Source organism: Gemmatimonadaceae bacterium, assembly GCA_036003045.1.
In the GTDB taxonomy this organism is placed as follows: Bacteria; Gemmatimonadota; Gemmatimonadetes; order Gemmatimonadales; family Gemmatimonadaceae; genus JAQBQB01.
The window spans coordinates 110,969-137,390 of the sequence record DASYSS010000017.1 but is presented as its reverse complement, the minus strand read 5'-3'; the positions used below and the strand labels follow the sequence as shown (position 1 = coordinate 137,390).

The following is a 26,422-nucleotide window of genomic DNA, read 5'->3' as shown; positions in this document are numbered from 1 at the left end:
ATTCTCCAGCCCACCGGGCTACCGGCCCGCCGGCCCACACCGCCTACATCGCCTTCTTGAGCGCCGACTCGAGATCCTGTTTTCCGCCGAGTCCCGTGTAGACGACCTTGCCGCTCTTGTCGAGAACGACGACGTACGATGTCGCGGGGACGTCGTAGGCGCCCGTCGCGTTGCCCTTCGTGTCGAAGAGCTGATCGCCGGGCATCCCGTGCTTCTCGACGAACGCCTTCACCCGGTCCGGCGTCTCGTTCACCGACACCGCGATGCCGATGAATTTCACGCGGTTGCCGTATTTCTTCGCGACCGACAGCAAGGTCGGCTCGAGCTCCTTGCAGTTCGGGCACCACACGGCCCAGAACTCCATCAGCACCGGACCCTTGCCGATGTAGGCCGACAGGTCGGTGTCCTTGCCGTCGAGCGTGTGCAGCTTGGCGCCCGGGGCAATGCTCCCGAGCTCGATGCCGAGATCCTGCGCGAATGCGACGCGCGAAGCGCCAATCGTCAACGCCACCGTGGCGGCGGCGAACATGGATGTACGGCGGATCGAGATTCTCATCGTCTCAAACTCTCTCGAAGCGTTCGAATCAGAAGAGCAGCTGTCCCATCTTCACCAGGTAGTACTCGGCGGCGATCACCATCACGATCGCGAAGAAGCGCTTGACCCACACCATCCACACGCCCGCGCGCGGAAGCCGCGCGATCGTACCCGACGACACGCCGACGAACACCAGCAAACTGCACATTCCCAGCGAGAACACCAACAGGTAGACGAAGCCGAGCACGGCGCTTTTCGTCGACGCCACCCAGGTCAGAACCGCCGCCATCACCGGAGCGGAGCAGGGCGCCGCCACGAGGCCCGACATGGCGCCCATGGCGAACGCGCCCGACAATCGTCCCGTGGTCCCCACGTTGCTCGCCCGTTCGACGATCGCCGCTGGGAACCGAACATGGATCACGTCCAACATGGCCAACGCCGCGACAAGCAACAGGTTCGCCATCGCGAGGTAGAGCCATGGATTCGTACTCACCGTGCCAAAAAGCGTTCCGGTCATTCCGGCAAACAGCCCAAGTGCCGAGTAAACCAGGGCGAGCCCGAATACGTAGGTGAGCGTGAGGGCGACGGGTCGCGATCGCGTGGGCTTCGACGCTCCCGCGGGCGCGGCGACCGACGTCCCGCCGACGATCGCGGCCGTGATCGGGATCATCGGATAAATGCACGGCGTCAAGCTCGTCAGCACGCCGCCGGCGAAGACGAAGGGGATCGCCCTGAGCGGGTTGCCGGAAAGGTCGGGAAGAAGCGTCTGCAGGACCAAGAGTTAACGAGTAGAAGAAGCGGGCGTCGATCTAGTAAACGGTGGACGGGTGCACTGGTGGACAGGTGGACGGGAAACAGGCGACAACCCGGCCTCGCGGCCTACCGGTCCACCGTCCAACGATCCACGCGTCCACCCGGGTAAGGTATGACCAAAACGACTGCTATAACAATCACTCTCGGCGCCGCGGCGATCCTGTTGCTGGCGCGACACGAGAAGCACGCCGCGGCGCTAGGGGTGGGAGCCACCCAGCAACCCGGGGGCGCCATGGACAGCGCGCGGATGGCCGGCATGGCCGACCACGCGATGAGCGGTGCCATGGACGGGAACATGATGAAGCACATGCAGCTCACCCCCGTCCGCACCGCGACTCACGACGACTCGGTGAGTGCCATGCGCTTGGCGGGCGAATTGAAGCAGGTCATCGCGAAGTACGCGGACACGGCGGCCGCGGTGGCCGACGGCTACAAAATGTTCCTCCCCAACGTGAAGCAGCAGAACGTCTACCACTTCACGAACTACGGCCGCGCCTTCATGGAGGCGTTCCGGTTCGACCCGGCCAAGCCGACGTCGATCCTCTATTCACGGGGTGCCGACGGCAAGCTCAAGCTCGTCGGCGCGATGTACACGATGCCGAAAACCGCGAGCCTCGATCGGCTGAACGACCGCGTTCCGCTCGGCGTCGCGCGTTGGCACAAGCACGTCAACTGGTGTCTGCCGAAAAAGGGCGGTGAAGTGCGGTACCTCGAGCGAAAGAACGGCCAACCGGTCTTCGGTCCGGAGAGTCCGATCGCCACGAAGGCCGAGTGCGACGCGGTGGGCGGCGACTTTCACGCGAACCTGTTCGGCTGGATGATCCACGCCAACGTGGTCGAAGGCCGCGATCTCGCGTCGATCTGGGGCGACGACCACCACGGCGGACCCCAGGGGGGAAGGAAGCCCGATGGCAAATAGTTGACAAAGTCAACCACTTCGCCGATCGTCACTTCACCGTCATCTCGGTGGAGTCATGCGGGAAATCGATCAGCGCGCCGACGTCGTTCGGCATTTCAACCGCTTCTACACGCGCCGCATCGGCGCGCTCGGCGCCGCGCACCTTGGCAGCGAGTTCTCGCTCACCGAAGTGCGCGTTCTCTATGAGCTCGCGCGCGGTGACCGAACCACCGCGAGCGGGATCGCGTCGACACTGGGCATCGACCGCGGCTACTTGAGTCGTACCCTGCGGGCGTTCAAGCGGCGTGGGCTGATCACGACGCGGCGCGATGCGGACGACCGACGCCACACGCATCTCGCGCTTACGGCGGCGGGCCGCAAAGCCTTTGCGCCGCTCGATCAAAGAGCGCGCGATGAAGTCGTTCGCATGCTCGCGCCGTTGAGCGATGCGCATCAGCAACGCGTGGTCAGGGCGATGGCGACGATTCGCGGCTCGCTCGAGCCGGCCAAGCGGCCCGCCCCGCGAGCAACCGAGGAGCCTTTCACGCTTCGCTCCCACCGCGCCGGCGACATGGGCTGGATCGTGCACCGGCACGGCGCGCTGTACCAAGCGGAGTACGGCTACGACGAACGGTTCGAGGCGCTCGTCGCGCGAGTCGTCGCGGACTTCATCGAGCACCTCGATCCTTCACGCGAGCGGTGTTGGATCGCCGAGCGAAGCGGCGAGATCGCTGGTTCTGTGTTCGTGGTGTCGAAGTCGAAGCACGTCGCGAAACTGCGGCTTCTGCTCGTCGAGCCGTCGGCGCGCGGCCTCGGAATCGGCCGGCGCCTCGTCGACGAAGTCGTCCAGTTCGCGCGGCAGGCCGGCTACAAGAAGATCGTCCTCTGGACGCAGAGCGAGCTCACCGCCGCCAGGCGGATTTATCACGCCGCCGGCTTCCGTTGCGTGCGCGAGGAGTCGCATCGCTCCTTCGGCACGCCGGCGATCGCCGAAGTCTGGGAGCTCAAACTGTAGCCCTTGAACGGGACTAGATTCTGTTCTCCGGCTTACGGCCCCCGGCCTACCGGCCCCCCAGCCCACCCGTCTCACGTGCCTCCTCCGACGTTCATCTATGTCATGAAAGACCTGCGCAAGGTCGTCCCGCCATCGCGGGAGATCCTGCGCGGTATTTGGCTCTCTTTTTACGACGGCGCGAAAATCGGCGTGCTCGGCGCCAACGGATCTGGGAAATCGTCGCTGCTCCGCATCATGGCCGGCGTCGATCACGATTTTCAGGGCGAAGCCTGGCCGCGTGAAGGCACGCGCATCGGCTATCTGCCGCAGGAGCCGGAGCTCGACGCCTCGCTCGACGTCAAAGGCAACGTCGAGCTCGCCGTGAAGGCGCAGCGCCGGCTTCTCAAAGAGTTCGAGGAGATTTCGATGATGTTCGCCGAGCCGATGGACGACTCGGCGATGGAAAAACTCCTCGCGCGCCAGGCGCGCGTGCAGGAGCAGATCGACGCGCACGACCTGTGGAATCTCGACAACAAGATCGAGGTGGCCATGGACGCGCTGCGTCTGCCGCCGGCCGACGCCGACGTGACGACGCTGTCGGGTGGTGAGCGACGCCGCGTCGCACTCTGCCGCGTGCTGCTCGAGGAGCCGGACATGCTGCTCCTCGACGAGCCGACGAACCACCTCGACGCCGAGAGCGTCGCGTGGCTCGAGCGCTACCTGCACGACTTTCCGGGCACGGTCGTCGCCGTCACGCACGACCGCTACTTCCTCGACAACGTCGCCGGTTGGATCCTCGAGCTGGATCGGGGCTACGGCATTCCGTACGAGGGGAACTACTCGTCCTGGCTCGACCAGAAAAGGACGCGCCTCGCGGCGGAAGAGAAGACGGAGTCGGCCCGCCAGCGCACGCTCCAGCGCGAGCTCGACTGGGTGCGTCTCGCTCCCCGTGCGCGCCAAGCCAAGAACAAGGCCCGCGTGCAGAAGTACGAGGAGATGGTCGCGGAGGAGACGGCCGAAAAGATCATGCAGCACGAGATCGTGATCCCACCGCCGCCGCGGCTGGGCAACGACGTCGTGAATGCGAAAGACCTTCGCAAGGCGTTCGGCGACAAGCTGCTCATCGACGGACTTTCGTTCGCGCTGCCGCGCGGCGGGATCGTCGGCATCATCGGACCGAACGGCGCCGGCAAGACGACGCTATTCAAGATGATCGTCGATCAGGAAGAGCCGGATTCGGGCTCTCTCAAGGTCGGGGAGACGGTGCAGATCGCCTATACTGATCAGAATCGCACGCTGAATTCCGACGTGAGCGCGTGGCAGGAGATCTCCGGCGGCCAAGAGCAGATCATGGTCGGGCGCAAGGAGCTCAACAGCCGCGCCTATCTGTCGAGCTTCAACTTCAGGGGCACGGATCAGCAGAAGAAAGTCGGGCTGCTTTCGGGCGGCGAGCGCAACCGGCTGCACCTTGCGAAAACGCTCATGAGCGGCGGCAATCTGCTCCTGCTCGACGAGCCGACGAACGATCTCGACGTCGACACGCTGCGCGCGCTCGAGGATGCGCTCGTCGATTTCGCCGGATGCGCCGTGGTGATCTCGCACGACCGCTGGTTCCTCGACCGCGTCGCCACGCACATCCTCGCCTTCGAGGGGAACAGCGAGGTCGTGTGGCACGAAGGGAACTATCAGTCGTACGTCGACGATCTTCACAAACGAAAGGGCGCCGACGCCGACCAGCCGCATCGCGTCGCCTACAAGAAGCTCGTGCGCACCTGACCCCGCGAGAGGGTTCCGGCAGCACCGCGTGTCTTGAAGTCCGACGGCGTCTTTCTTCGCGTCACTCGAACGGAATCCTCCAGGACCGATGACCGACTCCATCCGCTCGATTCGCATCGCGCTTCGTGGCCTCGGCCGTACACCGGCGTTCACGGCGGCGGCCCTCTCGATCCTCGGACTGGGAATCGGGACGGCGGTCGCCGTGTTCACCGTGTTCCGCGCCGTGCTGTTCCAGCGGATACCGGTTCCCAACCCCGACCGCGTGGTCGTGTTGTCGACCTACAGGGATCCAACCGTCGAGTTCGGGCTGGTCAAGAGCGATCTGAAGGTCATAAAGCGGCAGAGCCGGACGCTCCGCGAGGTCGGCGGTTATGCGCACTGGGGAACGTCGCAAGGCCCATTGGTCGACGGCGATCGCACGCTGACGCTGGGCCGGGTGGTCGTGTCGGGCGGTTTCTTCGATGTGCTCGGCGCGCGGCCCGCGCTCGGACGCATGCTCAAGCCCGAAGATGACGTCGTCGGAGCGCCGCCGTCGCTCGTGATCAGTTACCAGAACTGGCAACAGTGGTTCGGCGGCGATCCGAAGATCGTCGGCCACCACTTGTACGAGCCGTACTCGCAGCTCACGTACACGATCGTCGGCGTCGCGCCGCCGGGCCTCGATTTTCCGAACGGCGCGGGCTATTGGCTGCCATGGCCGTCGCCCGACACCGGCAACACCGGCTTCAGCACGATCGCGATCGCTCGTCTCGCGCCGGGCGCGACGCCTTCCGCGGCGGCGAGCGAGGTGGTCTCCATCATCAAGCGCAATCCGATACCACCGTGGCGCACCGGCAACGGGATCAACGGGGCCAACGTGAAGACATTCACGCAGGCGATGGTTGGCGACATCCGGCCCGCACTCATCGCGCTGAGCGCGGCCGTAATCCTGTTGCTCGTCATCGCCTGCGTGAATGTCGGCGGGTTGCTTCTGCTCCGCGCCAACTCGCGCACGCGCGAACTCGCGATCCGACGCGCGCTTGGCGCCACGTACGCGGACGTCACGCGGCAACTTCTCCTGGAGAGCACGTTGCTCGCGGTCGGCGGCGGCATACTCGGGTTGTTGTGCGCGGTGGCGCTGATTCAGCTATTGATCGCCGCCGCTCCATCGCGTCTGCCGCGACTCGACGTGATCGGACTGTCCGGCGCGCCGATTTTCGTCACGGTCGGAGTGACGATGCTCGCCGTGCTGTTGTTCGGCGTCGTTCCGTCGCTGCTCGCGGCACGCACCGACGTCGCGTCGACGCTGCGCCTCGATTCGCGCTCGGGGCGAGACTCCGCCGCGCGGCGTCGCTTCCGTCACGTGCTCGTCGCGGGCCAGACGACGCTCGCGCTGGTGATGCTCGCCGGCGGCGCGCTCCTCGCGCGCAGCCTCCTGCGCCTCGAGTCGATCGACCTCGGCTACACGCCGGAGCACCTCACCCAGCTCTCCGTCTCATGGCCGTCCAAGAAATACGACTCCGTGTCGAAGTACTATCCACTCGGCGACGACATTCTCAACCGTTGGCGAGCCATTCCCGGAATCGTTGCTCTGACGCCGACGCTCATCCCGCCGCTGGTCGGTGAAAACGTGTTCCTCGGTCGCGTCGACAAGGAGGGACAGTCGCCGAGTGAGTACGCGTCGAACGGGTTCTATCCGGAGCTGAGCGGAGACAAGGACTATTTCCGCACGTTCGGTACGCCGATTCTGCGCGGTCGAGCGTTCACCGACGCCGATCGCGAGAATGCACCGCTGGTTGCCGTCGTGAGCGAAATGGCGGCGAAGCGTCTGTGGCCCGGGGAGAATCCGATCGGCAAGCGCATTCACTATCTGTCGGACAGTACCGCGTGGCGGACGGTGGTCGGCGTCGCCGGTGATGCGCACATTCGGGCGCTGAAGACCGTCGTGCCGCTCATCTACGTCCCGTGGCGCCAGATGGGCTTCTGGCAGTTCGGTTTCGCGATGCGCACTCGCGGCGACATTTCGAGCGTCTTGCCGGCGATGCGACAAGCGGTCGCCGCCGTCGATCCGCAGTTGAAGCTGTGGTACGTCCATCCCACGGACGAGCTGCTCGACGCCCCGTTGTCGCAACCGCGAATGAGCGCGCTTCTCATGTCGGTGTTCGGCGTGGCGGCGCTGTTGCTCGCGGCGATCGGCCTCTACGGTTTGATGGCGTCGATCGTGCGCGAACGAACACGCGAGCTCGGGATTCGTATGGCGTTGGGCGCCGAGCCCGAACGACTTCGCCGCGACGTATTGATTCACGCGCTGCGCGTCTCCGGCATCGGAGCACTCGTCGGCCTCGTCGCGGCCTTCGGCACGTCGCGGCTGTTGTCCTCGATTTTGTTCGAGGTGAGCCCGGCCGATCCGGTCGCGCTCGCCGCCGCCTGCGCCGCGTTGCTCGTCGTCGTGTTGGTCGCCGCGTACGCGCCGGCGAGCCGCGCCACCAAGATCGATCCGGCGAACGCGCTCCGCGCGGACTAGCGGACACGCGAGCGGACGCATCCCCCGTCGGGGATTCGCCGACATCGTCCGACGACCTGCGCATCGGTGACGCGCAAGAATTTTTACGCATGCGAGCGAAGTGTGCGCGGCATCACGTCGTGCTTATGTGAATCCTCACACGATCGCGCGGCGAGGAACCTATGTCGTGCAAAGAAGATTCACGCGGTAACGGCGGTCCGATGCATGCGAATGCAGACCCGACCGCCGCGACTCCTGCGGTATCTCCCACAAGCTTCGCGAGGGACACGACGTATGCGGCACACACGAACGACGTACGGAATTGCATCGCTGGTGGCGCTCGCAGGTCTCGCCACGGCGTGCAGCGACTCCACGAGCGTAAAGACGTCATCGAGTCAGTTGGCGTTCACGACCGGCCCGAAGCTCGGCGCACTCGCCGACGCGGCGCCGATCACGATCAACGGGCACACACTGGTTCTGAGCGCGGTGACGATCACCGTTTCGCGCGCCGAGCTGAAGCCGGCGTCTTCTGCGGTGTGCGCCGACGACAACGAAGGTGCCAACGACAACCTGAGTCCGAGTGCAAGCGCGAGCGCTGATGGCGACCACAATGGCAGCGGCAGCGACGATTGCGGCGAGATGAAGATCGGTCCGACGTCGATCGACCTGCCGCTCGACGGAAGCATCGTGAGCGTGCCGGCCGACGCGATTCCCGCGGGCACATTCCAAGAATTGGAGCTCCGCCTGGCGTTCGTTCGTTTGAAGGGAACGTTCGACGGCACCGCGTTCGACGTCACGGTCGCGACGCCGGTGCGCGGAGAGATTCAATTCACGACTCCTCTCGTGGTTGCAGCAGGCACGGCGACGTCGATCACGGTCACCGTACCGCTCGCGACGTGGTTCACGAACACGGACGGCTCGCTGCTGGACCCGTCGAAGCTCAACGCGACGCCGTCGCTGATGGGCCAGTTCATCGCGCGCATCGGCACGTCGTTCCACGCGTTCGAGGATGAGAATCACGACGGCCACGACGATCACGACCACAGCGGCCACGGTTGACCGTAGCCCGTCGGACGAGAGAACAGGCGTCCAAGGTGGTGGGGATGTCATAAAGACAATACATTATTCTCGCGCTTCGATGAGAATAGGGGGAACTATGTACTTGCCGCACACCATCCCTCCGGGTTAACAGGGTAACACCCTTTAGAGCGGGCCTCACTTCTTCGAGGCCCGTTTCTTTTTTGGCGGCTTCGCTTCTTCGGCGGGCGGCTTTCCCCGCTTCATGGCGTCGCTCACAGCGTCCTTCCAGTTCCGGTCGATGACCAGCATGTCGGCTTTTGGGCCTCGCTTTTTCGGCGCTCGCTTGGGCTTTTTAGGCACGGACGAGGTTCCTCCAAAGGGACTTGAGCAAATCGGCTTCTTTTCGGTCGAATGCGGCCTTCATGGCGCTCAGAAGCGCGGAATCGAACCGAAAGACGCACGCCCTGGGGAATCGCACCGTCGCGACGCCGTCACGGCTGGCGACGGTGATATACTCCCCGTCGTCCGATACCACGAAAAGGGCGACCGGTTCATCTCCGAAGGCACGGACGATGACATCATCCCCTCTGCCCAATTCTTGACCCACTTGACCCATCATATGACCCTCCGCTAGATATAGGCGTTCGCGCAAACCACGAGGTTGCCATGACCGCCGGTCCAGCCGAAGCCGTTCAAACCCCGCCGTACGCGCCGTGGAAGACATTCGTCGGCTTCCTTGAATCGCTGAAAAACACCGCGATCCCTTCGCAGATCGACGCCAGCGTCATGACGAAGATGTCCGGCACCGCGAAGAGTCAGGTGCGCGGCGCGCTCCGCTTCTTCGATCTGATCGACGACACGGGCACCGTGACCCAGTCGCTGCACGATTTGGCGTCGAGCGTCGGCACGGATACGTGGGTCCACGAGTGGAAGGCCGTGTTCCTCGGCCACTACCAACAAATCATCGGCGACCTTGATACCGACCGCGCGACACTTAAGCAGCTGGTCGATCGTTTCCGCGACAACGGCGGGGTCAGCGGCTCCGTCCTTCGGAAATCGCTGCGCTTCTATCTCGACGGGCTGACAGCGACCGGATGTACGTTCTCGCCGCACTTCAAGGCGCGGGGACTCAGCGTCGTATCGGGCGACCGTCCGGCGAAGGCCAAGACAAACGGAAAGCCGACGAACGGGACGAAGAGCGATACCGAAGTGCCGCGTCGCGATGAGGGCGGGCGCGCTGACGCGCGACAGTCCAGCCCCGATGATTTCATGATCCAGCTGCCGAGCCGTGGAACGCTTGCGGTTCCGGTTCCCGCCGATCTGTCGTTGGCTGAGTGGAACTACATCGACTCTCAGGTGCGAGCGTATATGGCGCTTCGCGGTTTGAAGTAACACAACGATCCGCGACGCCGTGAAGGCGCCGGGACCGCTGTGATAAAACAATTGTGGGGCGCGTCTGGTGACCGGCTGGGGCCTTGGAATCTCCGCCGTCGGGTTCAATCCTCGAACGCTCCACCCCCCCGTGAAGGAGTCCAACCCTTCGCGGTTCGTCCCCAGCCGGGTGCGGTGTCCAAGACCACGCCCGGCTGGACCTTTTTCAAAAATAGCGGACGTGACGTTCATCCGTCCACCTGCTTCCGATAGGTCAGGCGCTTGTTGTCGGCCGACTGAATCGCGAGCACCGTGCGTTGGCCGTCATCCATGCCGCGCGTGTTGAACTTGAACTCCACCTCGCTGACGTAACGGTGCAGGTGCTTCTTGCTGACGCTGTGGTGCGTCCCGAGAATCTGCCGCTTCAGGAGCGCCCAAAAAGCTTCGATGCGGTTGGTCGTCACATCCCCATCCGCCCAACGTCCGCGATAGTGTTTGATCGTGTGGTGCGCGGCGAAGTCGCGACCAATCGCTTCATAGGCGCGCTTCTCGTCGGTCATCAGCGTCGCTGACGGATCGACCATTTCGCGCACGCACGCGCCGAGCGTTTCCGCCTTCGTGTCGTCAACGACGCGCGCCTTCACGCGACCGCCGCGCTCGATGCCGGCGACCACCGGGGTTTTGCGCTCTTTGAAATCGGGGCGCATTCCCATTTTCCGATGGCCAAGGTGGGCCATGTAGTTTGGCAGGCCGCGCGGCTTGCCGCCGACGAACGTTTCATCGTATTCGACGATGCCGCCGTCCTGCCCGAGCTTCGGTTCGTTCGCATTCGCTGGTGCCATTGCCCAACGAATGCGATGCATCATGAACAAGGCGGTCTTGTACGTGACGTGGCACTGGCGCTCGATTTCTTTCGCGCTGACGCCCTTCTTGGACTTGCACGCTTCATAGAAAGCGTATGCCCAGTGGCGCAGCGGAACAGGCGAGCCTTCCATAATCGTCCCGACTTTGACGGTGAACTGTTGCTTGCAACCGTGACACCGCCAGAGATACCGGGCATTCCGGGAACCGTCTTTCGCTTTCATCATTACGACGTCCGTATCGCCGCAATGCGGGCAGTTGGGGGCTGAACCCCAACGTTGCGCCTCGAAGAACTCAACGGCGGTGCGCTCGTCCGAGCATGCCCGTGGGAGATTGGCGAGGACGGCGGTTTTGGCGGTTCCAGCTTTGCGGTTGGCCATGTAATATTATACTTGGCGCACGTCTGTGCGTCAAGTAGCAAATTCCCCTCCTCGGCGGCCTGGGGGCTATCCGGCCCCTTACTTGCCGTTACCTCACAGTGTGATATTATGTCACATAAGCCGGAGCCGCCGTCCGACGATCCGACACTTGTTCCAATGAGCGGTCCGGAGGCGAAGAAGCTTGCCAACCAGATCGTTGATACGGGGGTAGTGATTTTCTCGGGGCATGCAAAGCAGGAGATGGCCGGTGATTCGCTCGGCCCGCTCGATGTCGTTGATGCACGGAACATGCTTCGCGGAGGGGTTTTCGCGGCTCCCGAGTACATCAATGGAGAACTGCGGTACAGGGTGGTGACACCGAAGATGTGCCTGGTCTTCGTTTTCAAGTCACGTGAACGATTGCGCGTGGTCACCATGTGGAGGAAAAAATGACGAAATGCGATGAGTGCGGCGGCGGCCCCGTGACGACCGACCGACAGGCTGTCATCCGATACGACATCGCTGGACTCCACCACGTAGAGCTGCATGGTGTCGAAGTGACGCGATGCGAGGCGTGCGGCTATGAGGAGATTGGGATTCCACGCCTGAGCCAACTGCATGCCCTGCTCGCGGCGATGTTCGTCAAGCAGCCACGCATGCTGGCCCCATCCGAGATCCGCTTCCTTCGGAAGCACGTGGGGCTTTCGTCGATCACCCTGGCGGCGACGATGGGCGTCACCCGCGAAACTGTCAGCAGGTGGGAAACAGGGGCGAACGCAATGTCGGCGCCGACCGATCGGTTGCTGCGCATGATCGTGCTCGGGCATCAGCCGACCGACGACTATATCGTCTTTGAATTTCTCCAGTCCCTTGAGGTCGATCCGCCCCCCGATAAACTGCCGTCGGTCGCGGTGCATCGCAGCCACGGCCACGGATGGAAGGCCAACGACCCGCCAGAACCGGCTAAGGTCGGCTAGACCCAACTGCACGGCCTGCCGCGACTTAGGCAGGCCGTTTTCTTTGTGCCGTTCCGGCTCATAACGAAAAGTCATAGATGCATTCCGCCTATGACTTCTCGGCCGACTTTGGGGGCCGTGCGCCAAGTACACACTTCCCAGAATAGGTAATGTCAATCAATCTCCACCACCTCCGGCTGTTTACCGCCGTCGTCGATCACGGCGGGTTCACAAAAGCCGCCGCACAGCTCGGCCTCAGCCAGCCGGCGATCTCCAAGTCGCTGAGTGAGTTCGAGCGCAGCCTCAACGTTCGCCTCATCGACCGCAACGGGCGAACGCCGCGTCTCACCCAGGCCGGCCGGGCACTTCACGCCAGAGCGCGCGAAATCTTTGGCATCGAGCGACTTGCCGAGCGCGAGCTGAGGGAGATCCGAGGGTTGAAGCGCGGCCGTCTCCGCGTAGCCGCCAGCCCGACGATCGCGACCTACCTTCTGCCGCCAGTCCTGGCGCGGTTCCATCGCCGCCGGCCGACCGTGATGATCACGGCGAGGCAAGTCGACGACGAAACTGTTCTCAAACTGCTGCTAGAGTCGCACGTTGATGTCGCATTGAGCGAGTATCCAATCGAGCACGAACTCGTCGAAGTCGTTCCCTGGCGTGATGACGAGTTGGTGGTCGTCGCCTCGGGCGACCACGACCTCCGCTCCCGCGACCGAGTCGTCCCGGAACATCTCGCCGACTACCGGTTCCTGGTGAGCGACAGACGCTGCCCGATTCGACGCGCCGGTGAGCGCGCGTTCGCCGACCGTGGCGTCCGGCTTCGGACCATGCGTGTCGGCAGCAGTGAGGCGATCAAACAAGGGGTCGCCGCAGGGCTGGGCCTCGGCGTCGTGTCTCGGGTGGCCGCGACGGATCTGCTCGAGCTCGGCCGACTCGCGATTGTACCGGTCGACGGGTTCGGGATTCGCCGGGTGCTCTCGCGGCTCAGGCTGCGCTCGCGCGTCCCGGGTATCAGTCCTGCTGCGCGAGAGCTGGAGCTGCTGCTGGACGAGGCGTCGAGTGGCGACGTTGAATCCGACGCGACAGGCGTCTCGGCGGGGGGCTTTACGCCTTCTTGATCGCGCGCGCGGTGCGAGCACGAGGGCGAGACGCCGAGAGGCTATAAGTTCGAGTGATCACAATAGAACGCGCGCCGCTGGCGCGCCCCGGAAATTCACGATGACACGCACGACCTCGCGCCGTTCTGGTTTTCCGATGTTGTATCGCGTGAGCCAGCTTGCCCTCGCCGCGTCACTCGCCGCTGCGGCATGCAGCCACCCGCCGCCACCGCCACCGGCACCCCCTCCAGCGCTCAGCGACTCAGCGACCGCGGCGCTCGCGTGGGTCGAATCGCACGCTGCGCCGATTGCGCTCCACGATTCGACGCCCTCGGCCGACGAGCGGCGCGGGGTCGCCGCGATCGCGAGCGGGGCGAGAATCCTCGGCCTCAGCGAGCTCACTGAGGGAACGGCGGAGTTCCCGGAGGTCGTGCGCCGCACATTGGTCGCGCTCTCGGATTCGGGCTTCAAGGCGGTCGCCGTTCAGGCTCCGATGCCCGAAGCCCTCGAGATCGATCGGTACGTGCGCGGCGGTCCGGGCAACCCCAACGACGTGCGGCGTCTTCTGCGCGCGCTCGGCTCGTGGCGATTCGATACGCGCGAGATGGTGGCGTTCGTGAACGCCCTGCGCGACTGGAATCATTTGCATTCCGACAAGCAGATCGACTTCTATGGATTCGAGATCCCGACCGCCGAACTCGCGGTTCGGACGATCGTCACGCTGCCCGACTCGGTGATCGACGTCGCCACACGCGGTTGGCTGACGCGCAGCTACGCATGCGTGGCGGAAAATGAGTCGGCGCATTTCGGGCTCGAGGGTCGCGCCGCGGATAGCTCCTTCTGGAATGCCTGCGCGCCGGCGACGCGCGCCGCCCTCGACAGCGTGGTTGCGGCACGCGCTCGTGCAAAAAGCGCGGGAGCCGCCGCGCAGTTGGCGTACGCCGAGGAAATGGCGCGCCTCATCCAGCATCATGTGGCGGTCGGCCTTCGCCATCTGCCGCGACAGGAAGGCAACGCGGAACACGTGATGTACCTGGCGAACCTCTTCGGGCCGCAGGGCCGCATCGTGCTATGGGGCGGAGACGTAGAGATGGGACGTCTCACGCTCGAGCGCACCACCGTGCAAACGGGCGTCCCGTTGGGCCAGCGTCTTACGGCCGCCTACCGCCCCGTCGCGTTCGCGGTCGGCGGGGGAATGCTTCGAGCGCGGGTCCCATCGGTGAACCGCGGCTCCGGCGGACGCGGCAGCGGAGAGCCGGGATTCTCCGACACGCGTGTGGCTCGTCCCACGCCAAACTCGTACGAGGATGTCCTGAATCGCGCGCCGTCCCCCTCGGGCGACGCGTTCTGGCTCGACGCGCGGAATCTTCCGAGCGACAAGGCCGGCGGGTGGCTGCGCGGGCCGCGGCAAATGCGCCTCATCAACGAGCTGTATTCACCGGTGTTACCCGGAGCGTTCGAAACCACGATCGAGTTGCCGACGAACTTCGACGCGATCGTTTTCGTGAGGACGCCGACACCAGTGCATCAGTGATCCCGAGCGCGTCGGGCCGGCCCGTCGCGAGCGGCGCCGGGCACCCATGTTGCGACTCAGGACGCTGACATGTTCGTCTCAGACTTCGCGATCCGGCGGCCCATCGTCACCGTAGTGACGATGATCGCGCTCGTGGTGTTCGGCCTCGCCGCGCTGACGAAGCTCGACACCGACGAGTTCCCCGCCATCGACGCGCCGATCGTGTTCGTGGCGATCGCGTACCCCGGCGCGTCCCCGGACGTCGTGGAGCGCGAAGTCCTCACACGTATCGAAGACAAGATCTCCGGCATCAGCGGCGTCGACAAAATCAACTCGACGGCGACGGACGGCTTCGCGCAGATCATCGTGCAGTTCGTGTTCTCGAAGCCGGTGGACCAGGCGACACAGGACATTCGCGACGCCATCTCCGCGGTGCGGGCTCAACTTCCGGCCGAGATCATCGAGCCGATCATTCAGCGCTTCGATCCGAATCAGCTGCCGATCGTCTCGCTGGCGATCACGTCGAGCGTCCTGTCGCCGCCGCAGCTCACGCAGATCGCCGATCAGACGATCGCCGGAGAATTGCGGGCGATCGCCGGCGTCGCGCAGGTGAACGTTGTCGGCGGCGACAGCGCACAGCTCAACGTCAACGTCCGCCCCACCGATCTCGCGTCGCTGGGCGTGGGCATCGATCAGGTCGTGGCCGCGCTGCGCGCGCAGAACCTCGCCGCGCCCGTGGGCAACGTGAACAGCGCGCTCCAGCAACGCTCGATCCGACTGGAAGGACGGCTCGATCGGCCGGAGGATTTCTCGGCGCTCGTCATTTCGGCGCGCAACGGACAACTCGTCACCCTCGGCCAGGTGGCGAACGTGGAAGCCGGCGCCGCCGAGCCGCTGTCGGCGGCGTACTTCAGTGGACGACAGGCGATCGGTCTCGACATCGTGAAATCGCGCGAGTACAGCACGACCGCGGTTGCGACCCGCGTGAGGGCGCGAGTCGACAGCTTGCAGCGCCTGATGCCGCCGGGAACGCGGATCGAGATCGTGCGCGACGCCGGTGTGCGCGTCCGCAACTCCGTGCGCAACGTCCAGGAGGCGCTCGTCGAAGGCGCGCTTCTCACGGTCCTCGTGGTGTTCCTTTTCCTGAACTCGTGGCGCTCGACGGTGATCACCGGTCTTGCGCTGCCGGTATCGGTGCTCTCGGCGTTCGTGCCGCTGCTGATGCTCGGCTTCACGCTCAACACGATGTCGTTGCTCGGGCTGTCGCTGGCGATCGGCATTCTGATCGACGACGCCATCGTCGTGCGAGAGAACATCGTGCGACACGTCGAGATGGGCGCCGACCACATGGCCGCGGCGCACGAAGGAACCGACGAGATCGGCCTCGCCGTCGCCGCGACGACGTTTTCGATCGTCGCCGTGTTCGTGCCCGTCGGTTTCATGCCCGGCGTCGCGGGGCAGTGGTTCAAGCCGTTCGCGCTGACGATCGCGGCCGCGGTGCTCGTGTCGCTCTTCGTGTCGTTCTCGCTCGACCCGATGCTCTCGGCATACTGGCCCGATCCGCAGCTCGAGGCGCATGAGCGGCGCAATCCGATCGCGCGAGCGCTCGACCGCTTCAACATGTGGTTCGATCGCCAGGCCGATCGCTACAAATCGGTCATCGCGTGGGCGCTCGACCACCGCTGGACCATGGTCGCCCTGGCCGCCGCGTCGTTCATCTTCGCGATCGCGCTGCAGGTTCTGATCGGCGGCTTCGCGTTCGTGCCGGTGACCGATCAGAGCGAATTGAACATCGCGATCGAAACGCCGCCCGGGTCCAACCTCGACTATACCTCGCTCAAGGCCGAGGAAATCGCGCGCATGATCCGGGCGCGTTCGGAGGTCGCTTACACGTACACGACGGTGGGCAGCACGAGCGGATCTTCCGAAGCGGACAACGCCACGGTCTACGTCCGCCTCAAGCCCAAGAAAGAGCGGGCAATGAGCCAAGACGAGCTCGGGCAGATTCTGCGCACCGAGATGCGGCAAGTCGGCGGCGCGACGGCGTTCACGTTCGCGTCGGGATTCGGCGGAGCGCAGAAACAGTTGCAGTTGCAGCTGCGCGGTCCCGATCTGGCCGTTCTCAACAGCTATGCGGCACAGATCGCGAAGATCGTGTCGGGCGTGCCGGGCGCGGTCGACGTCGGTCTCTCGACGAAGGGGCAGAAGCCCGAGTTCAACGTGCGCGTCAATCGCGGCCTTGCCGGCACGCTCGGCGTGAGCGTGAGTCAGCTCGCGTCGTCACTGCGGTTCGCGTTCGCTGGCGTGGACGCTGGAACGTGGGTCGATCCCGCGGGGATTTCGCGCTACGTGCACGTTCGGCTCGTGCCGTCGGCGCGCGAAAATGCCGCGGACCTCGGGGCACTGCCGGTACTCGTCACACCCGCACAGGCCGGCACGCCCGGCACGGGGATGCCGGCGTACGTACCGCTTCGGCAGATCGCGGACATCACACCGAGTACCGGGCCGTCGCAGATCGACCACTACCAGCGCGAACGCGTGGTGACGATCGGCGCGAACGTGGAGGGCGCGTCGCTCGGCAACGTGTCGCGTAGCGTGACGCAGGCCGTGAACCGGTTGTCGCTGCCCTCCGGATACCACATCTCGCTGGGGGGCGAGACGGAAAGCCAAAACGAGGTGTTCAGCAACATCTTCATCGCCCTCGGCGTCGCGGTGATGCTGATGTATCTGATTCTCGTCGTGCAGTTCGGATCGTTCCTCGATCCACTGGCAATCCTCGTATCGCTGCCGCTGTCGCTGATCGGCGTCGTGCTCGCGCTCATCGTGACGCGCGATACGCTGAACCTCATGAGTCTGATCGGTGTGATCCTGTTGATGGGCATCGTCGCGAAGAATGCGATTCTGCTGATCGACTTCGCGAAGTGGTCGCACACGGGACGCGGCCTCGATCGACGCGCCGCGTTGATCGAGGCGGGCCGAATAAGGCTCCGCCCGATTCTCATGACGACGCTCGCACTCATCGCCGGCATGGTCCCCGTCGCGATGGGACTCGGCGAAGGCGCCGACTTTCGCGCGCCGCTCGGCCGCGCGGTGATCGGCGGCGTGATCACGTCGACCGTGCTCACCCTCGTCGTGATTCCGACCGTTTACGAGATTCTCGACGAGTGGCGGGAGCGAACGCTCGCGCGATTCGGCCGACGCGCGAGCGCGCATCTGCCCGAAGCCGTGCCTGAGCCCGGTGACTGAGGCGGTTTAGCGAACTCGAATACGGTCGAGCACGCGTGAGGACCGGGAAATACAGTCGAGCACGCATGCGGACCGGTTCGATCGGCCCGACCGGAGCGGTGCGTACGGATCTTGCCAATGGTGGAGGCGGCCCTGGAGAGCCCGGGGCGTCTCAACCGTGCGGAGGAACCCATGTCGAAACGCCCTGCTCGAAGCATGGCAATCATCAGCGCGTGCGCACTGGCCGTGGTAGCGGCGGCGTGCACCAAGAGTGCAAGGAATTCTGATACGCTCGCCGCGATGGACACGACGGCGAAGCCGGCGGCGGCGACGCCGACGACCGACACGACAGCTGCTGCGACGGCGACGCTGACCGACGTCAACATCGTCGCGCTGCTCGACGAAGCGAACGCGGGCGACAGCGCGATGGGCAAGCTGGCGTCGACGAAGGCCACGAGCGCGGCGGTGAAGGAATTCGGGCGCGACATGGAGCGCGACCATCACAAGCTCCGCGTCGCGGGACAGGATCTGGCGAAGAAGGAGAACCTCGCGCCGCAGGCGCCGTCGAACGACACGCTCGCGACGGCTTCCGCCAAGATGCACGACAACCTGACGTCGATGCCGAAGGGCAAGGACTGGGACAAGGCCTACATCGACAACGAAGTCGCGGTGCACCAGTCGGTGCTGAACCTTCTGCAGACTGCGGGCAGCGCGGCTCAGGACACGTCCCTCAAGGCGCTGATCACGAAGGCGCAGCCGACGATCCAGGCGCACCTCGAGAAGGCACAGTCGATCCAGTCGAAGCTCGCGGGAGCGGCGACGACGGATTCGGCGAAGAAGAAACCGTAGGGCGAAAGAGCCCAAGAGCGAAGAAGCCCAAGAGCGAAGTTGCGGGTAGGGCCAACGGGCCCACGAGCGAAGGCAGTTAAGGGCTAGATCGCCAGACGGCGACGAGGGCGGTAGGAGCGAATCGGGGGATCGACTCGCTTTTGCCGCCCTCTCGCCGTTTGGAGCGTTTGCCGTTCGGTCCTGTCGAGGGCGGGAATCGGGTTCCGATGTATCGGACTCGAAGCAAGTAGGTACTTGCATCGCAACCGGAGCGGCCTTAGGATCCTCGCCATGGATATCCGAGCCCGCATCCTCGAAGCCGCGACGCGAGTCTATGCCCAGCACGGCTTCCGGGGCGCGACGACGCGCCTCATCGCGATCGAAGCCGACGTCAACGAGGTCACGCTCTTCCGAACGTTCGGCTCCAAGGCCGCTCTGTTCGAAGCGTTGATGGCTGCTCACAACGCTCAAACTCCGATCCCCGAGCTCCCCGACGAACCGGTCGACCCGGTGAAAGAACTGACCGAGTGGGTTCGCCGAGTCCTGGGCCACCTCAGGGAGAACCGTGCGATCATCCGGACGTCGGTTGGCGAGGCGGAGGAACGACCCGGGGCCGCGGTAACGATGTGCGAAGGCCCGACGTGCGCCGGAAGGATTCTCTCGAACTACATGCGACGGCTCCAGGACCGCGGCTGGGCCGACCGAGACGTCGACGTCGAAACCGTCCGCGCGATGCTCATGAGCGCGATGTTCGGCGACGCGATCTGTCGCGACATGATGGAGCACGTCTTCCCCGAGCCTGAATCAGAAGCCGCCGCGAAATACGTAGGAATCGTCGTCCGCGCGCTCGGCATCGACCGGGCGCGCCCACTGCAAGTCGCGCGGTCAGCCGCCGGAGACTGACGCGCTCGCATGACTTCTTACCCACCGAGTCCCATGAAGACCGAAGGACATATCCGCTTCGCGCGGGCGTCGTTGACGCTCGCCACGGCGCTCGTCTGCGCCGTTCCGCTCGTCGCACAACAACCGACTTCCCCCACTTCCCCAGCCGCAGGCGCGGCCGTCGGAGCCACCGTTCGGCTCTCACTCGACGACGCGCTGCGGCTGGCGGAGGCACAGAGTCCGACCATCGAGGTCGCGCGCTCGAACGTCGTTCGCGCGACGGGGCAGCGTTATCAGGCGCGCAGCCAGTTCTTTCCGCAACTGAACGCGTCGGCCGCGTACAACAAGACGCTCGAGTCGCAGTTCTCGAGCTTCTCCGGCACCGCCACGCCGGTGGACACGACCAAGCCGCAGCTGCAAGCGCTCTGCGCGCCGAACATTCCGGCCAACGCCACGCCGGACCAGCGCCTTGCCGCGCTGGCCCAATCGGCGAGCTGCCAATCGTCCACCTCGGGCGTGGGCTTCGATCTGAGCAAGACGAGCTTCGGCGCGAAGAACCAATGGACGGTCGGACTCAATTTCTCGCAGAACGTCTACACCGGCGGCCGCATCACGGCGCAGGCCGACGCGGCGAACGCGCAGCTCTCGTCGGCGAACATCGAAGTCTCGGCGCAGCGCGCGCAGACGGCGCTCGACGTGACGTCGGCGTACTACGACGCCGCGCTCGCCGACCAGCTCGTGGCGATCGCCGATTCATCGGTCGCGCAGACGGAAGTCGTGCTCGCGCAGACGCGAGTCGCGCGGCAAGTCGGCAACGCCGCGGAGTACGATCTGCTGCGTGCGCAGGTGACGCGTGACAACCAGCTGCCCGTCGCGATTCAGGCGCGGTCGAACCGCGAGGTCGCGTATCTCCGGTTGAAGCAGCTGCTCAACATGCCGCTCGACAACGTCGTGTCGCTCACGACGCAGATCGAGACGCCGCAGGGTCCGAACCTTCCGTCGATCGCGTCGGCGGCCGTCGACACGTCGGTCTCGGGCCGCGCGCCGGTTCGCGAACTCGACGAGGCGGTGCGTGCGTCGGAAGCGCAGATCAAAGTCGCGCGCGCGGAGCGGATTCCGACGCTGGCGATCGTGTCGGCGTTCCAGCGGCTCTACTTCCCGCAGCAACTCTTCCCGAGCTCCAACTTCGGCGTCAACAACTGGACGGTCGGTCTTCAGACCAGCTTTCCGATTCTCGACGGCGGGCGGATCAAGGGCGACCAGTTGATCGCGGAGGCGGGGTTGCGGCAGGCGCGCGCGCAGCGTGAGCAAACGCGCCAGTTCGCGGCGCTCGACACACGCGTCGCGCTGAACCAGCTGGCCGAAGCGCAGTCGACGTGGGAAGCGAGCAAGGGCACCGCCGAACAGGCGCAGAAGACCTACGCGATCGACGAAGTGCGGTTCCGCGAGGGGATCTCGACGCAAACGGATCTCACGCAGTCGCGACTGCTGCTGGAGCAGTCGCTGGCGAACCGGGCGATGGCGGCGCGGAATCTCGCCGTCGCGCGCGTCCGACTCGCGCTGCTGCGCGACCTCCCGATCCAGCAAACCGGCACCGGTGCGGTCTCGGGGCAGAACGCCAACGCGCAGCAGCAACAACAGCAGTTGAATCAATCACAACAACAAACCAACTCGGCAAATCAAGCCGCGCGCTCGACCAGTGGCGCCGGTGGACCCCCCCCCCCAGGGAGCATTCAGCCATGAACCGAAAGAAGAGCGCTACGCGCCGCGGTCTAACCACCCTCACCCCCGCGGTGTTGTCCTTGGCGCTCGTAGTGGTGGGGTGCAAAGGCGCACCGGCAAGCAAGGCGGCGACGACGCCGCCGGCGATGCTCGTCGGTCCCGAGAACATCGCGGTCGTGAAGGGCGAGCAGCTGCGTTCGGGTCCGGCGATTTCGGGCACGCTGCAGCCCGAGGAGCAGGCGAACGTGCGGGCCGAAGTCGGCGGAACGATTCTCCAAACGTTCGCCGAAGCGGGACAGCGCGTCTCGCGCGGCCAGACGCTGGCGCGCATCGACGACGCGACGCTCCAGGAGTCCGTGTTGTCGGCGCAGGCCGCGGCGACCACGGCCCAAAACACGGTCGATCTCGACAAGCGGCAGGTCGATCGCAACACGGCGCTGCTCAAGGCCGGCGCGATCGCCGATCGCGACCTCGAGATGTCGCAGAACCAGCTGTCGGCGGCGCAGGCCCAGCTGGCGAACGCGAAGTCGATTCTCGCCAACGCGAACAAGCAGCTGAGCAAGGCGACGATCGTCGCACCGTTCACCGGCATCGTCAGCGCGCGGCAGGTGAGCGCGGGCGACGTCGTGCAGCCGGGCGGCGCCCTGTACGTGATCGTGAATCCGGCGACGATGCGGCTCGAGGCGTCGGTGCCGGCGGATCAACTCTCCGCGGTTCACGTCGGCGCGCCGGTGGATTTCACCGTCAACGGCTATCCGAACCGCGCGTTCACCGGCCACATCGCCAACATCAATCCGGTGGCCGATCCGGCGACGCGCCAGGTGCGCATCATCGTCTCGCTGCCCAACGAGAACAACGCTTTGGTGGGCGGCCTCTTCGCCGACGGCCACGTGGCGAGCGAAGTGCGCAAGGCGCCGGTCGTGCCGACGGCGGCGGTGGACGAGAGCGGGTTGAAACCGTTCGTGATGCAGATTAGGAACGGCCTCGTGACGAAGACAGAGGTGGAGTTGGGGATTCGCGACGCGGCCACGGAGACGGTCGAGATCAAGAGCGGCGTGCAACCGGGCGACACGATCCTGCTCGGCGCGGCGCGCGGCATCTCGGAGAAGACGCCGGTCAAAGTCAGCGCGGTCGCGGCTGACACGGAGCGCAAGCCATGATTATTTCAGATTTCGCAATCAAGCGGCCGCTCATCACCGTGGTGGCGATGGTCGCCATGGTGATCTTCGGAACGTTCGCCCTGTTCAAGCTGAAGACCGACGAGTTCCCGGACGTCGATCCGCCGTTCCTCACGGTCGGCATCGTGTATCCGGGCGCGTCGCCCGACGTCGTCGAGAGCGAAGTGCTGAAGCCGGTCGAAGAGCAGATCGGCTCCATCTCGGGCGTCAAGCGCATCATGGGCAAGGCGTACGACGGCTACTCGATGATCATGATCGAGTTCTTCTTCGACAAGGATCTCAACGTCGCCTCGCAGGAAGTGCGCGACGCGATCTCGTCGATCCGGTCGGATCTGCCGACGGAGATGAAGGAGCCGATCGTCAACAAGTTCAACGACACCGATCGGCCGATCGTTTCGCTCGCCATTTCCTCGACCGTGCTGTCGCCGGCGGAGCTGACCCGGCTCGCCGATCCGGGCATCACGCGAGAGTTGCGCGCGCTTCCGGGCGTCGCCGACGTGCAGATCTTCGGCAAGGTCGAACGTGAGCTCACGGTCGAAGTGGACCCGCACAAGCTCCAGGCCGCGAACATCAGCGTCGCCGAAGTCGTGCAGGCGCTCCAGCTGCAGAACCTCGCCGCGCCGGTCGGCCGGGTGAACGGCGACCTCGACGAGCGCGCGATCCGCTTACGAGGACGCCTCGACAATCCGGCCGAGTTCGAGAACCTGATCGTCGCCGATCGCAACGGGCAGCTGGTGCGCCTCGGGCAGGTCGCGACGATCAAGGACGCGACCGAGGAGCCGCGCACGCTCGCGATCTACAACAGCAAGGAAGCGATCGGCATCGACGTCAAGAAGGCGAAGGGATACAGCACGACCGACGTCGCGAATCGCGTCCGCGCCCGGTTGGAAGACATTCAGCCGACGCTGCCCAACGGGACGAAGTTCGATCTCGTGAAGGATTCGGGCGTCCGCGTCGACCACGCGGTGCGAAACGTCATCGAGGCGCTGATTTTGGGCGCCGCGCTCACGGTGCTCGTCGTCTTCCTCTTCCTGAACTCGTGGCGGTCGACAGTCATCACCGGCGTCGCGCTGCCGATTTCCGTACTGGCGAGCTTCATCGCCGTCTGGGCACTCGGCTTCAAGCTGGAGACGATGTCGTTGCTAGGCCTGTCGCTTGCGATAGGCATTCTCATCGACGACGCGATCGTCGTCCGTGAGAACATCGTGCGTCACGTCGAGATGGGGAAAGACCATTTCCGCGCGGCGCACGACGGCACCGACGAGATCGGTCTCGCCGTCGCCGCGACGACGTTCTCGATCCTCGCGGTGTTCGTGCCGATCGGCTTCATGCCGGGCATCGGCGGCCAGTGGTTCAAGCCGTTCGCGCTGACGATCGCCATGTCGGTGGCCGTGTCGCTCTTCGTGTCGTTCTCGCTCGATCCAATGCTGTCGGCGTATTGGCCGGACCCGCATCGGCCGCCGGAGGAGCGCGGCTGGATCACGCGGCAGCTCGACAAGTTCAACCACTGGTTCAACGCGCGCGCCGAAGACTACAAGCGCGTGATCGCATGGGCGCTGGATCACCGCGTCGCGATGATGATGATGGCGGCGCTCACGTTCTTCGCCTCCTTCCTGCTGCCCACCCGGGGCTTGAGCGGGCTCGCGGCGGCGGTCGTGGGCATCGCGATCGTCGTGTACGCGTTCACGCGCAAACGCATGCACTGGCTCCCGCGCACGGTAATCGTCATCGTCGGTCTCGCGGCGTTTGGCTGGCTGCCGCAGAAGGTCACACCGATTCGCACGGTGGGGACGGGCTTCTTCCCGGACGACGACCGCTCCGAATTCATCATGGCGATCGAGACCCCGCCCGGTTCCAACCTCGAGTACACGCGGCTCAAGGCGGAAGAGGCGGCGCGCATCGCGCGCGCGCACTCCGACCTCGTCCTGTACACATACACGACGCTCGGCAATCAGGCGACCGGCGGCGTCGACGAGGGGAACATCTACGTTCGCCTCGTGCCGAAGGACAAGCGGCCCCTCTCCGCGGAGCAGTTCGCCGAGGTCATGCGCCATGAGACGAAGCAGATGTCGGGCGCGACCATCTCGGTGTTCACGAACGATTTCAACGGCGGTTTCAAGACGATCCAACTGCAACTGCGCGGCCAGAACGTCGCCGCGCTGGCGCAGGCGGCCGACATGGTGAAGGCAGGCGTCGAAAAGATCCCGGGTGCCGTGGACATCGGACTCTCGACGAAAGGTCAGAAACCCGAGCTCGAGATCGACCTCAATCGCGGGGTGGCCGGCTCGGTTGGCCTGACCGTCGGACAGGTCGCGCAGTCGCTGCGTCCGGCCTTCGCCGGGATCGACGCCGGCTACTGGATCGACCCGACCGGCAAGTCGCGCAAGGTCACCGTTCGTTTGACGCCCGAATCGCGTCAGCGCGCGTCGGACCTCGAGCGTCTTCCGATGATCGTCGCCGGTCCGAATGGATTGCCGGCGACGATGCCGCTCGGTCAAGTGGCGTCGATCAAACAAGGGCTTGGGCCGGCGATCATCGACCATCTCAATCGCGAACCGGTCGTGACGGTCGAATTGAACACGTCCGGGCGCGCCGCCGGCGACGTCACGGCGGACATTCAAGCGCTGCTCAACAGGACGCGGCTGCCGGCGGGCGTGCACTACACGATCGGCGGCGACGCGGAATCACAGGCCGAGGTGTTCGGCCAGATTTTCTCCGCGCTCGGCTTGGCCGTGCTGCTGATGTACCTCATTCTCGTCGTGCAATTCGGTTCGTTCATCGACCCGGTCGCGATCCTCATGTCGCTGCCGTTGTCGCTGATCGGCGTCATGCTGTCGCTCGCCATTAGCGGAATGACGATCAACATCATGAGTCTCATCGGCGTCATCCTGCTCATGGGCATCGTGGCGAAGAACGCCATCTTGCTGATCGACTTCGCAAAGTGGGCGCGTGAAGAACGCGGCGTCCCGCTGCGCGAGGCGCTGATTCAAGCCGGCGCGATCCGCCTTCGTCCGATTCTCATGACGACGTTCGCGCTGATCGCCGGCATGATTCCCGTCGCGATGGGCAGTGGCGAAGGCGCGCAGTTCCGCGCTCCGATGGGCGTCGCGGTCATCGGCGGTGTGATCACGTCGACGTTCCTGACCCTGCTCGTGATTCCCACGGGCTACGAGATTCTCGACGAATGGCGCTCCGCCTTCATGCGCGCGATCGGCTCGAAGCCGAAGCAGATGACCGCGGAGCACGCGGTTCCGGCGGCGGGGGACTGAACTACGGGTGGACGGGTACGGCTAAGTGCGCCGCGGCTTTACCGGTCCGCCCGTCCGGCGCTTCGATCGGGCCGCGGAGCGCGGGGGCTAGAATCGCGATCGCTTCACGGGCTCGCCGCTGTCGCATGTAGGCGCGCTCCCAGCTCGTAGTTCGTCCGCGTGAAACCGATGTTCGTCGAGTAGATCGCGGCTTTGAGCTCGACGATGGCGCCCGCATCGTCGCCGCGCGCGAAACGAGCGCCGGCGGCTCGCGCCAGCATCCACACAGTGCCTCGCGCCAGTTCAGACGTGTTGTCGCCGAAGTCGTGCTGACACGAGAGCGAATCGAACAGCAGGGCGGCTTCTCGCGTCTTGTTCTGCTCGAGGAGAAGCTGTGCCTCCATCACGTTGATGGGTCCCTGACCGGCCCACGGCAAAGGAGCCAGGCAGACGTGCCGCCCGCCGCGACTTTAGAAAAGGCGGGACGTGCCGATATGCAATGAAAGGGGCCGCGACCGGCGCGGCGCCGGGGTAGCTCGACGCCGCGACACGGGAGGGCGTCCTGCCGCATATCGGACGGAGCTTTACGGCGACTGTTGTCATCGCCTCGACGGCCTGCGCGCTCTCGCGCGGCTCCGCGGGGGGGAATTTCCACCCCGCGGAG

At 65.1% G+C, this 26,422-nt stretch carries 21 protein-coding genes; 16 read left to right on the top strand and 5 right to left on the bottom strand.

Annotated features, from left to right (window positions below; translation table 11 throughout):
- Nucleotides 1–43: 43 nt before the first annotated feature.
- Together VGQ44_02715 and VGQ44_02710 are read right to left on the bottom strand one after the other, a co-directional pair.
- Entirely contained in the window at nt 44–556 is a 513-nt protein-coding gene (locus tag VGQ44_02715) for a TlpA disulfide reductase family protein (protein ID HEV8445698.1), read from the bottom strand.
- A gap of 28 nt (nt 557–584) precedes the next feature.
- Nucleotides 585–1,313 (bottom strand): cytochrome c biogenesis protein CcdA, encoded by a 729-nt coding sequence (locus VGQ44_02710; protein ID HEV8445697.1) that lies wholly within the window; start codon nt 1,311–1,313, stop codon nt 585–587.
- A 147-nt stretch (nt 1,314–1,460) separates the two neighbouring features.
- Between VGQ44_02710 and VGQ44_02705 the strand changes: the two genes are divergently transcribed.
- From VGQ44_02705 to VGQ44_02685, 5 genes are all read left to right on the top strand, one after another.
- Complete coding sequence (locus VGQ44_02705) at nt 1,461–2,267, top strand: hypothetical protein (protein HEV8445696.1); 807 nt, start codon at nt 1,461–1,463, stop codon at nt 2,265–2,267.
- Nucleotides 2,268–2,322: 55 nt separating this feature from the next.
- On the top strand, nt 2,323–3,261 hold the full coding sequence (locus VGQ44_02700) for a helix-turn-helix domain-containing GNAT family N-acetyltransferase (GenBank protein HEV8445695.1): 939 nt from the start codon (nt 2,323–2,325) through the stop codon (nt 3,259–3,261).
- 75 nt (nt 3,262–3,336) lie between these two features.
- On the top strand, nt 3,337–5,016 hold the full coding sequence (ettA, locus tag VGQ44_02695; GenBank protein ID HEV8445694.1) for an energy-dependent translational throttle protein EttA: 1,680 nt from the start codon (nt 3,337–3,339) through the stop codon (nt 5,014–5,016).
- An 88-nt stretch (nt 5,017–5,104) separates the two neighbouring features.
- A complete protein-coding gene (locus VGQ44_02690; GenBank protein HEV8445693.1) occupies nt 5,105–7,519 on the top strand; it encodes an ABC transporter permease in 2,415 nt (804 codons plus the stop codon).
- Nucleotides 7,520–7,792: 273 nt separating this feature from the next.
- The gene (locus VGQ44_02685) at nt 7,793–8,557 is read left to right on the top strand and encodes a hypothetical protein (protein HEV8445692.1); all 765 of its coding nucleotides are present in this window, start codon (nt 7,793–7,795) and stop codon (nt 8,555–8,557) included.
- A 156-nt stretch (nt 8,558–8,713) separates the two neighbouring features.
- Here VGQ44_02685 and VGQ44_02680 read toward each other — a convergent pair whose 3' ends face one another.
- Nucleotides 8,714–8,878: a hypothetical protein gene (locus VGQ44_02680; GenBank protein ID HEV8445691.1), complete on the bottom strand. Its 165-nt coding sequence runs from the start codon at nt 8,876–8,878 to the stop codon at nt 8,714–8,716.
- A 306-nt stretch (nt 8,879–9,184) separates the two neighbouring features.
- On the opposite strand from VGQ44_02680, the gene VGQ44_02675 reads away from it, so the two are divergent.
- A complete protein-coding gene (locus tag VGQ44_02675) occupies nt 9,185–9,910 on the top strand; it encodes a hypothetical protein (GenBank protein ID HEV8445690.1) in 726 nt (241 codons plus the stop codon).
- Between the two features lie 227 nt (nt 9,911–10,137).
- Here VGQ44_02675 and VGQ44_02670 read toward each other — a convergent pair whose 3' ends face one another.
- The gene (locus VGQ44_02670) at nt 10,138–11,130 is read right to left on the bottom strand and encodes an IS1595 family transposase (protein HEV8445689.1); all 993 of its coding nucleotides are present in this window, start codon (nt 11,128–11,130) and stop codon (nt 10,138–10,140) included.
- Between VGQ44_02670 and VGQ44_02665 the strand changes: the two genes are divergently transcribed.
- The 10 genes from VGQ44_02665 to VGQ44_02620 all read left to right on the top strand — a co-directional run bounded on the left by VGQ44_02665 (nt 11,029) and on the right by VGQ44_02620 (nt 25,779).
- The gene (locus tag VGQ44_02665; protein ID HEV8445688.1) at nt 11,029–11,562 is read left to right on the top strand and encodes a hypothetical protein; all 534 of its coding nucleotides are present in this window, start codon (nt 11,029–11,031) and stop codon (nt 11,560–11,562) included. The two genes, VGQ44_02670 and VGQ44_02665, sit on opposite strands and share 102 nt — an antisense overlap.
- Complete coding sequence (locus VGQ44_02660) at nt 11,559–12,086, top strand: type II TA system antitoxin MqsA family protein (GenBank protein ID HEV8445687.1); 528 nt, start codon at nt 11,559–11,561, stop codon at nt 12,084–12,086. The genes VGQ44_02665 and VGQ44_02660 overlap by 4 nt, the downstream gene beginning before the upstream one ends.
- A gap of 149 nt (nt 12,087–12,235) precedes the next feature.
- Nucleotides 12,236–13,183, top strand: a complete 948-nt coding sequence (locus VGQ44_02655; protein ID HEV8445686.1) for a LysR family transcriptional regulator — start codon at nt 12,236–12,238, stop codon at nt 13,181–13,183.
- Between the two features lie 100 nt (nt 13,184–13,283).
- Nucleotides 13,284–14,696, top strand: a complete 1,413-nt coding sequence (locus VGQ44_02650) for an erythromycin esterase family protein (GenBank protein ID HEV8445685.1) — start codon at nt 13,284–13,286, stop codon at nt 14,694–14,696.
- 69 nt (nt 14,697–14,765) lie between these two features.
- Nucleotides 14,766–17,921, top strand: coding sequence for an efflux RND transporter permease subunit (locus VGQ44_02645; GenBank protein HEV8445684.1), 3,156 nt, complete (start codon nt 14,766–14,768; stop codon nt 17,919–17,921).
- A gap of 171 nt (nt 17,922–18,092) precedes the next feature.
- Nucleotides 18,093–18,749 carry a DUF4142 domain-containing protein gene (locus tag VGQ44_02640; protein HEV8445683.1) on the top strand — a complete coding sequence of 219 codons (657 nt, stop codon included), beginning with the start codon at nt 18,093–18,095 and terminating at the stop codon, nt 18,747–18,749.
- A 270-nt stretch (nt 18,750–19,019) separates the two neighbouring features.
- A complete protein-coding gene (locus VGQ44_02635) occupies nt 19,020–19,631 on the top strand; it encodes a helix-turn-helix domain-containing protein (GenBank protein HEV8445682.1) in 612 nt (203 codons plus the stop codon).
- Nucleotides 19,632–19,664: 33 nt separating this feature from the next.
- Entirely contained in the window at nt 19,665–21,353 is a 1,689-nt protein-coding gene (locus VGQ44_02630; GenBank protein ID HEV8445681.1) for a TolC family protein, read from the top strand.
- On the top strand, nt 21,350–22,492 hold the full coding sequence (locus tag VGQ44_02625) for an efflux RND transporter periplasmic adaptor subunit (protein ID HEV8445680.1): 1,143 nt from the start codon (nt 21,350–21,352) through the stop codon (nt 22,490–22,492). Before VGQ44_02630 ends, VGQ44_02625 begins: the two co-directional genes overlap by 4 nt.
- Nucleotides 22,489–25,779 carry an efflux RND transporter permease subunit gene (locus tag VGQ44_02620; GenBank protein HEV8445679.1) on the top strand — a complete coding sequence of 1,097 codons (3,291 nt, stop codon included), beginning with the start codon at nt 22,489–22,491 and terminating at the stop codon, nt 25,777–25,779. Before VGQ44_02625 ends, VGQ44_02620 begins: the two co-directional genes overlap by 4 nt.
- A 104-nt stretch (nt 25,780–25,883) precedes the next feature.
- On the opposite strand, the gene VGQ44_02615 is transcribed toward VGQ44_02620, so the two are convergent.
- The gene (locus VGQ44_02615) at nt 25,884–26,162 is read right to left on the bottom strand and encodes a hypothetical protein (protein HEV8445678.1); all 279 of its coding nucleotides are present in this window, start codon (nt 26,160–26,162) and stop codon (nt 25,884–25,886) included.
- Nucleotides 26,163–26,422 lie beyond the last annotated feature (260 nt).

Bases quoted from the DNA above. Each gene is read 5' to 3' on its own strand.
- VGQ44_02715 (HEV8445698.1), bottom strand. From the start codon at position 556: ATGAGAATCTCGATCCGCCGTACATCCATGTTCGCCGCCGCCACGGTG.
- VGQ44_02705 (HEV8445696.1), top strand. From the start codon at position 1,461: ATGACCAAAACGACTGCTATAACAATCACTCTCGGCGCCGCGGCGATC.
- VGQ44_02700 (HEV8445695.1), top strand. From the start codon at position 2,323: ATGCGGGAAATCGATCAGCGCGCCGACGTCGTTCGGCATTTCAACCGC.
- VGQ44_02690 (HEV8445693.1), top strand. From the start codon at position 5,105: ATGACCGACTCCATCCGCTCGATTCGCATCGCGCTTCGTGGCCTCGGC.
- VGQ44_02685 (HEV8445692.1), top strand. From the start codon at position 7,793: ATGCGGCACACACGAACGACGTACGGAATTGCATCGCTGGTGGCGCTC.
- VGQ44_02675 (HEV8445690.1), top strand. From the start codon at position 9,185: ATGACCGCCGGTCCAGCCGAAGCCGTTCAAACCCCGCCGTACGCGCCG.
- VGQ44_02670 (HEV8445689.1), bottom strand. From the start codon at position 11,130: ATGGCCAACCGCAAAGCTGGAACCGCCAAAACCGCCGTCCTCGCCAAT.
- VGQ44_02660 (HEV8445687.1), top strand. From the start codon at position 11,559: ATGACGAAATGCGATGAGTGCGGCGGCGGCCCCGTGACGACCGACCGA.
- VGQ44_02655 (HEV8445686.1), top strand. From the start codon at position 12,236: ATGTCAATCAATCTCCACCACCTCCGGCTGTTTACCGCCGTCGTCGAT.
- VGQ44_02650 (HEV8445685.1), top strand. From the start codon at position 13,284: ATGACACGCACGACCTCGCGCCGTTCTGGTTTTCCGATGTTGTATCGC.
- VGQ44_02645 (HEV8445684.1), top strand. From the start codon at position 14,766: ATGTTCGTCTCAGACTTCGCGATCCGGCGGCCCATCGTCACCGTAGTG.
- VGQ44_02640 (HEV8445683.1), top strand. From the start codon at position 18,093: ATGTCGAAACGCCCTGCTCGAAGCATGGCAATCATCAGCGCGTGCGCA.
- VGQ44_02635 (HEV8445682.1), top strand. From the start codon at position 19,020: ATGGATATCCGAGCCCGCATCCTCGAAGCCGCGACGCGAGTCTATGCC.
- VGQ44_02630 (HEV8445681.1), top strand. From the start codon at position 19,665: ATGAAGACCGAAGGACATATCCGCTTCGCGCGGGCGTCGTTGACGCTC.
- VGQ44_02625 (HEV8445680.1), top strand. From the start codon at position 21,350: ATGAACCGAAAGAAGAGCGCTACGCGCCGCGGTCTAACCACCCTCACC.
- VGQ44_02620 (HEV8445679.1), top strand. From the start codon at position 22,489: ATGATTATTTCAGATTTCGCAATCAAGCGGCCGCTCATCACCGTGGTG.
- VGQ44_02615 (HEV8445678.1), bottom strand. From the start codon at position 26,162: ATGGAGGCACAGCTTCTCCTCGAGCAGAACAAGACGCGAGAAGCCGCC.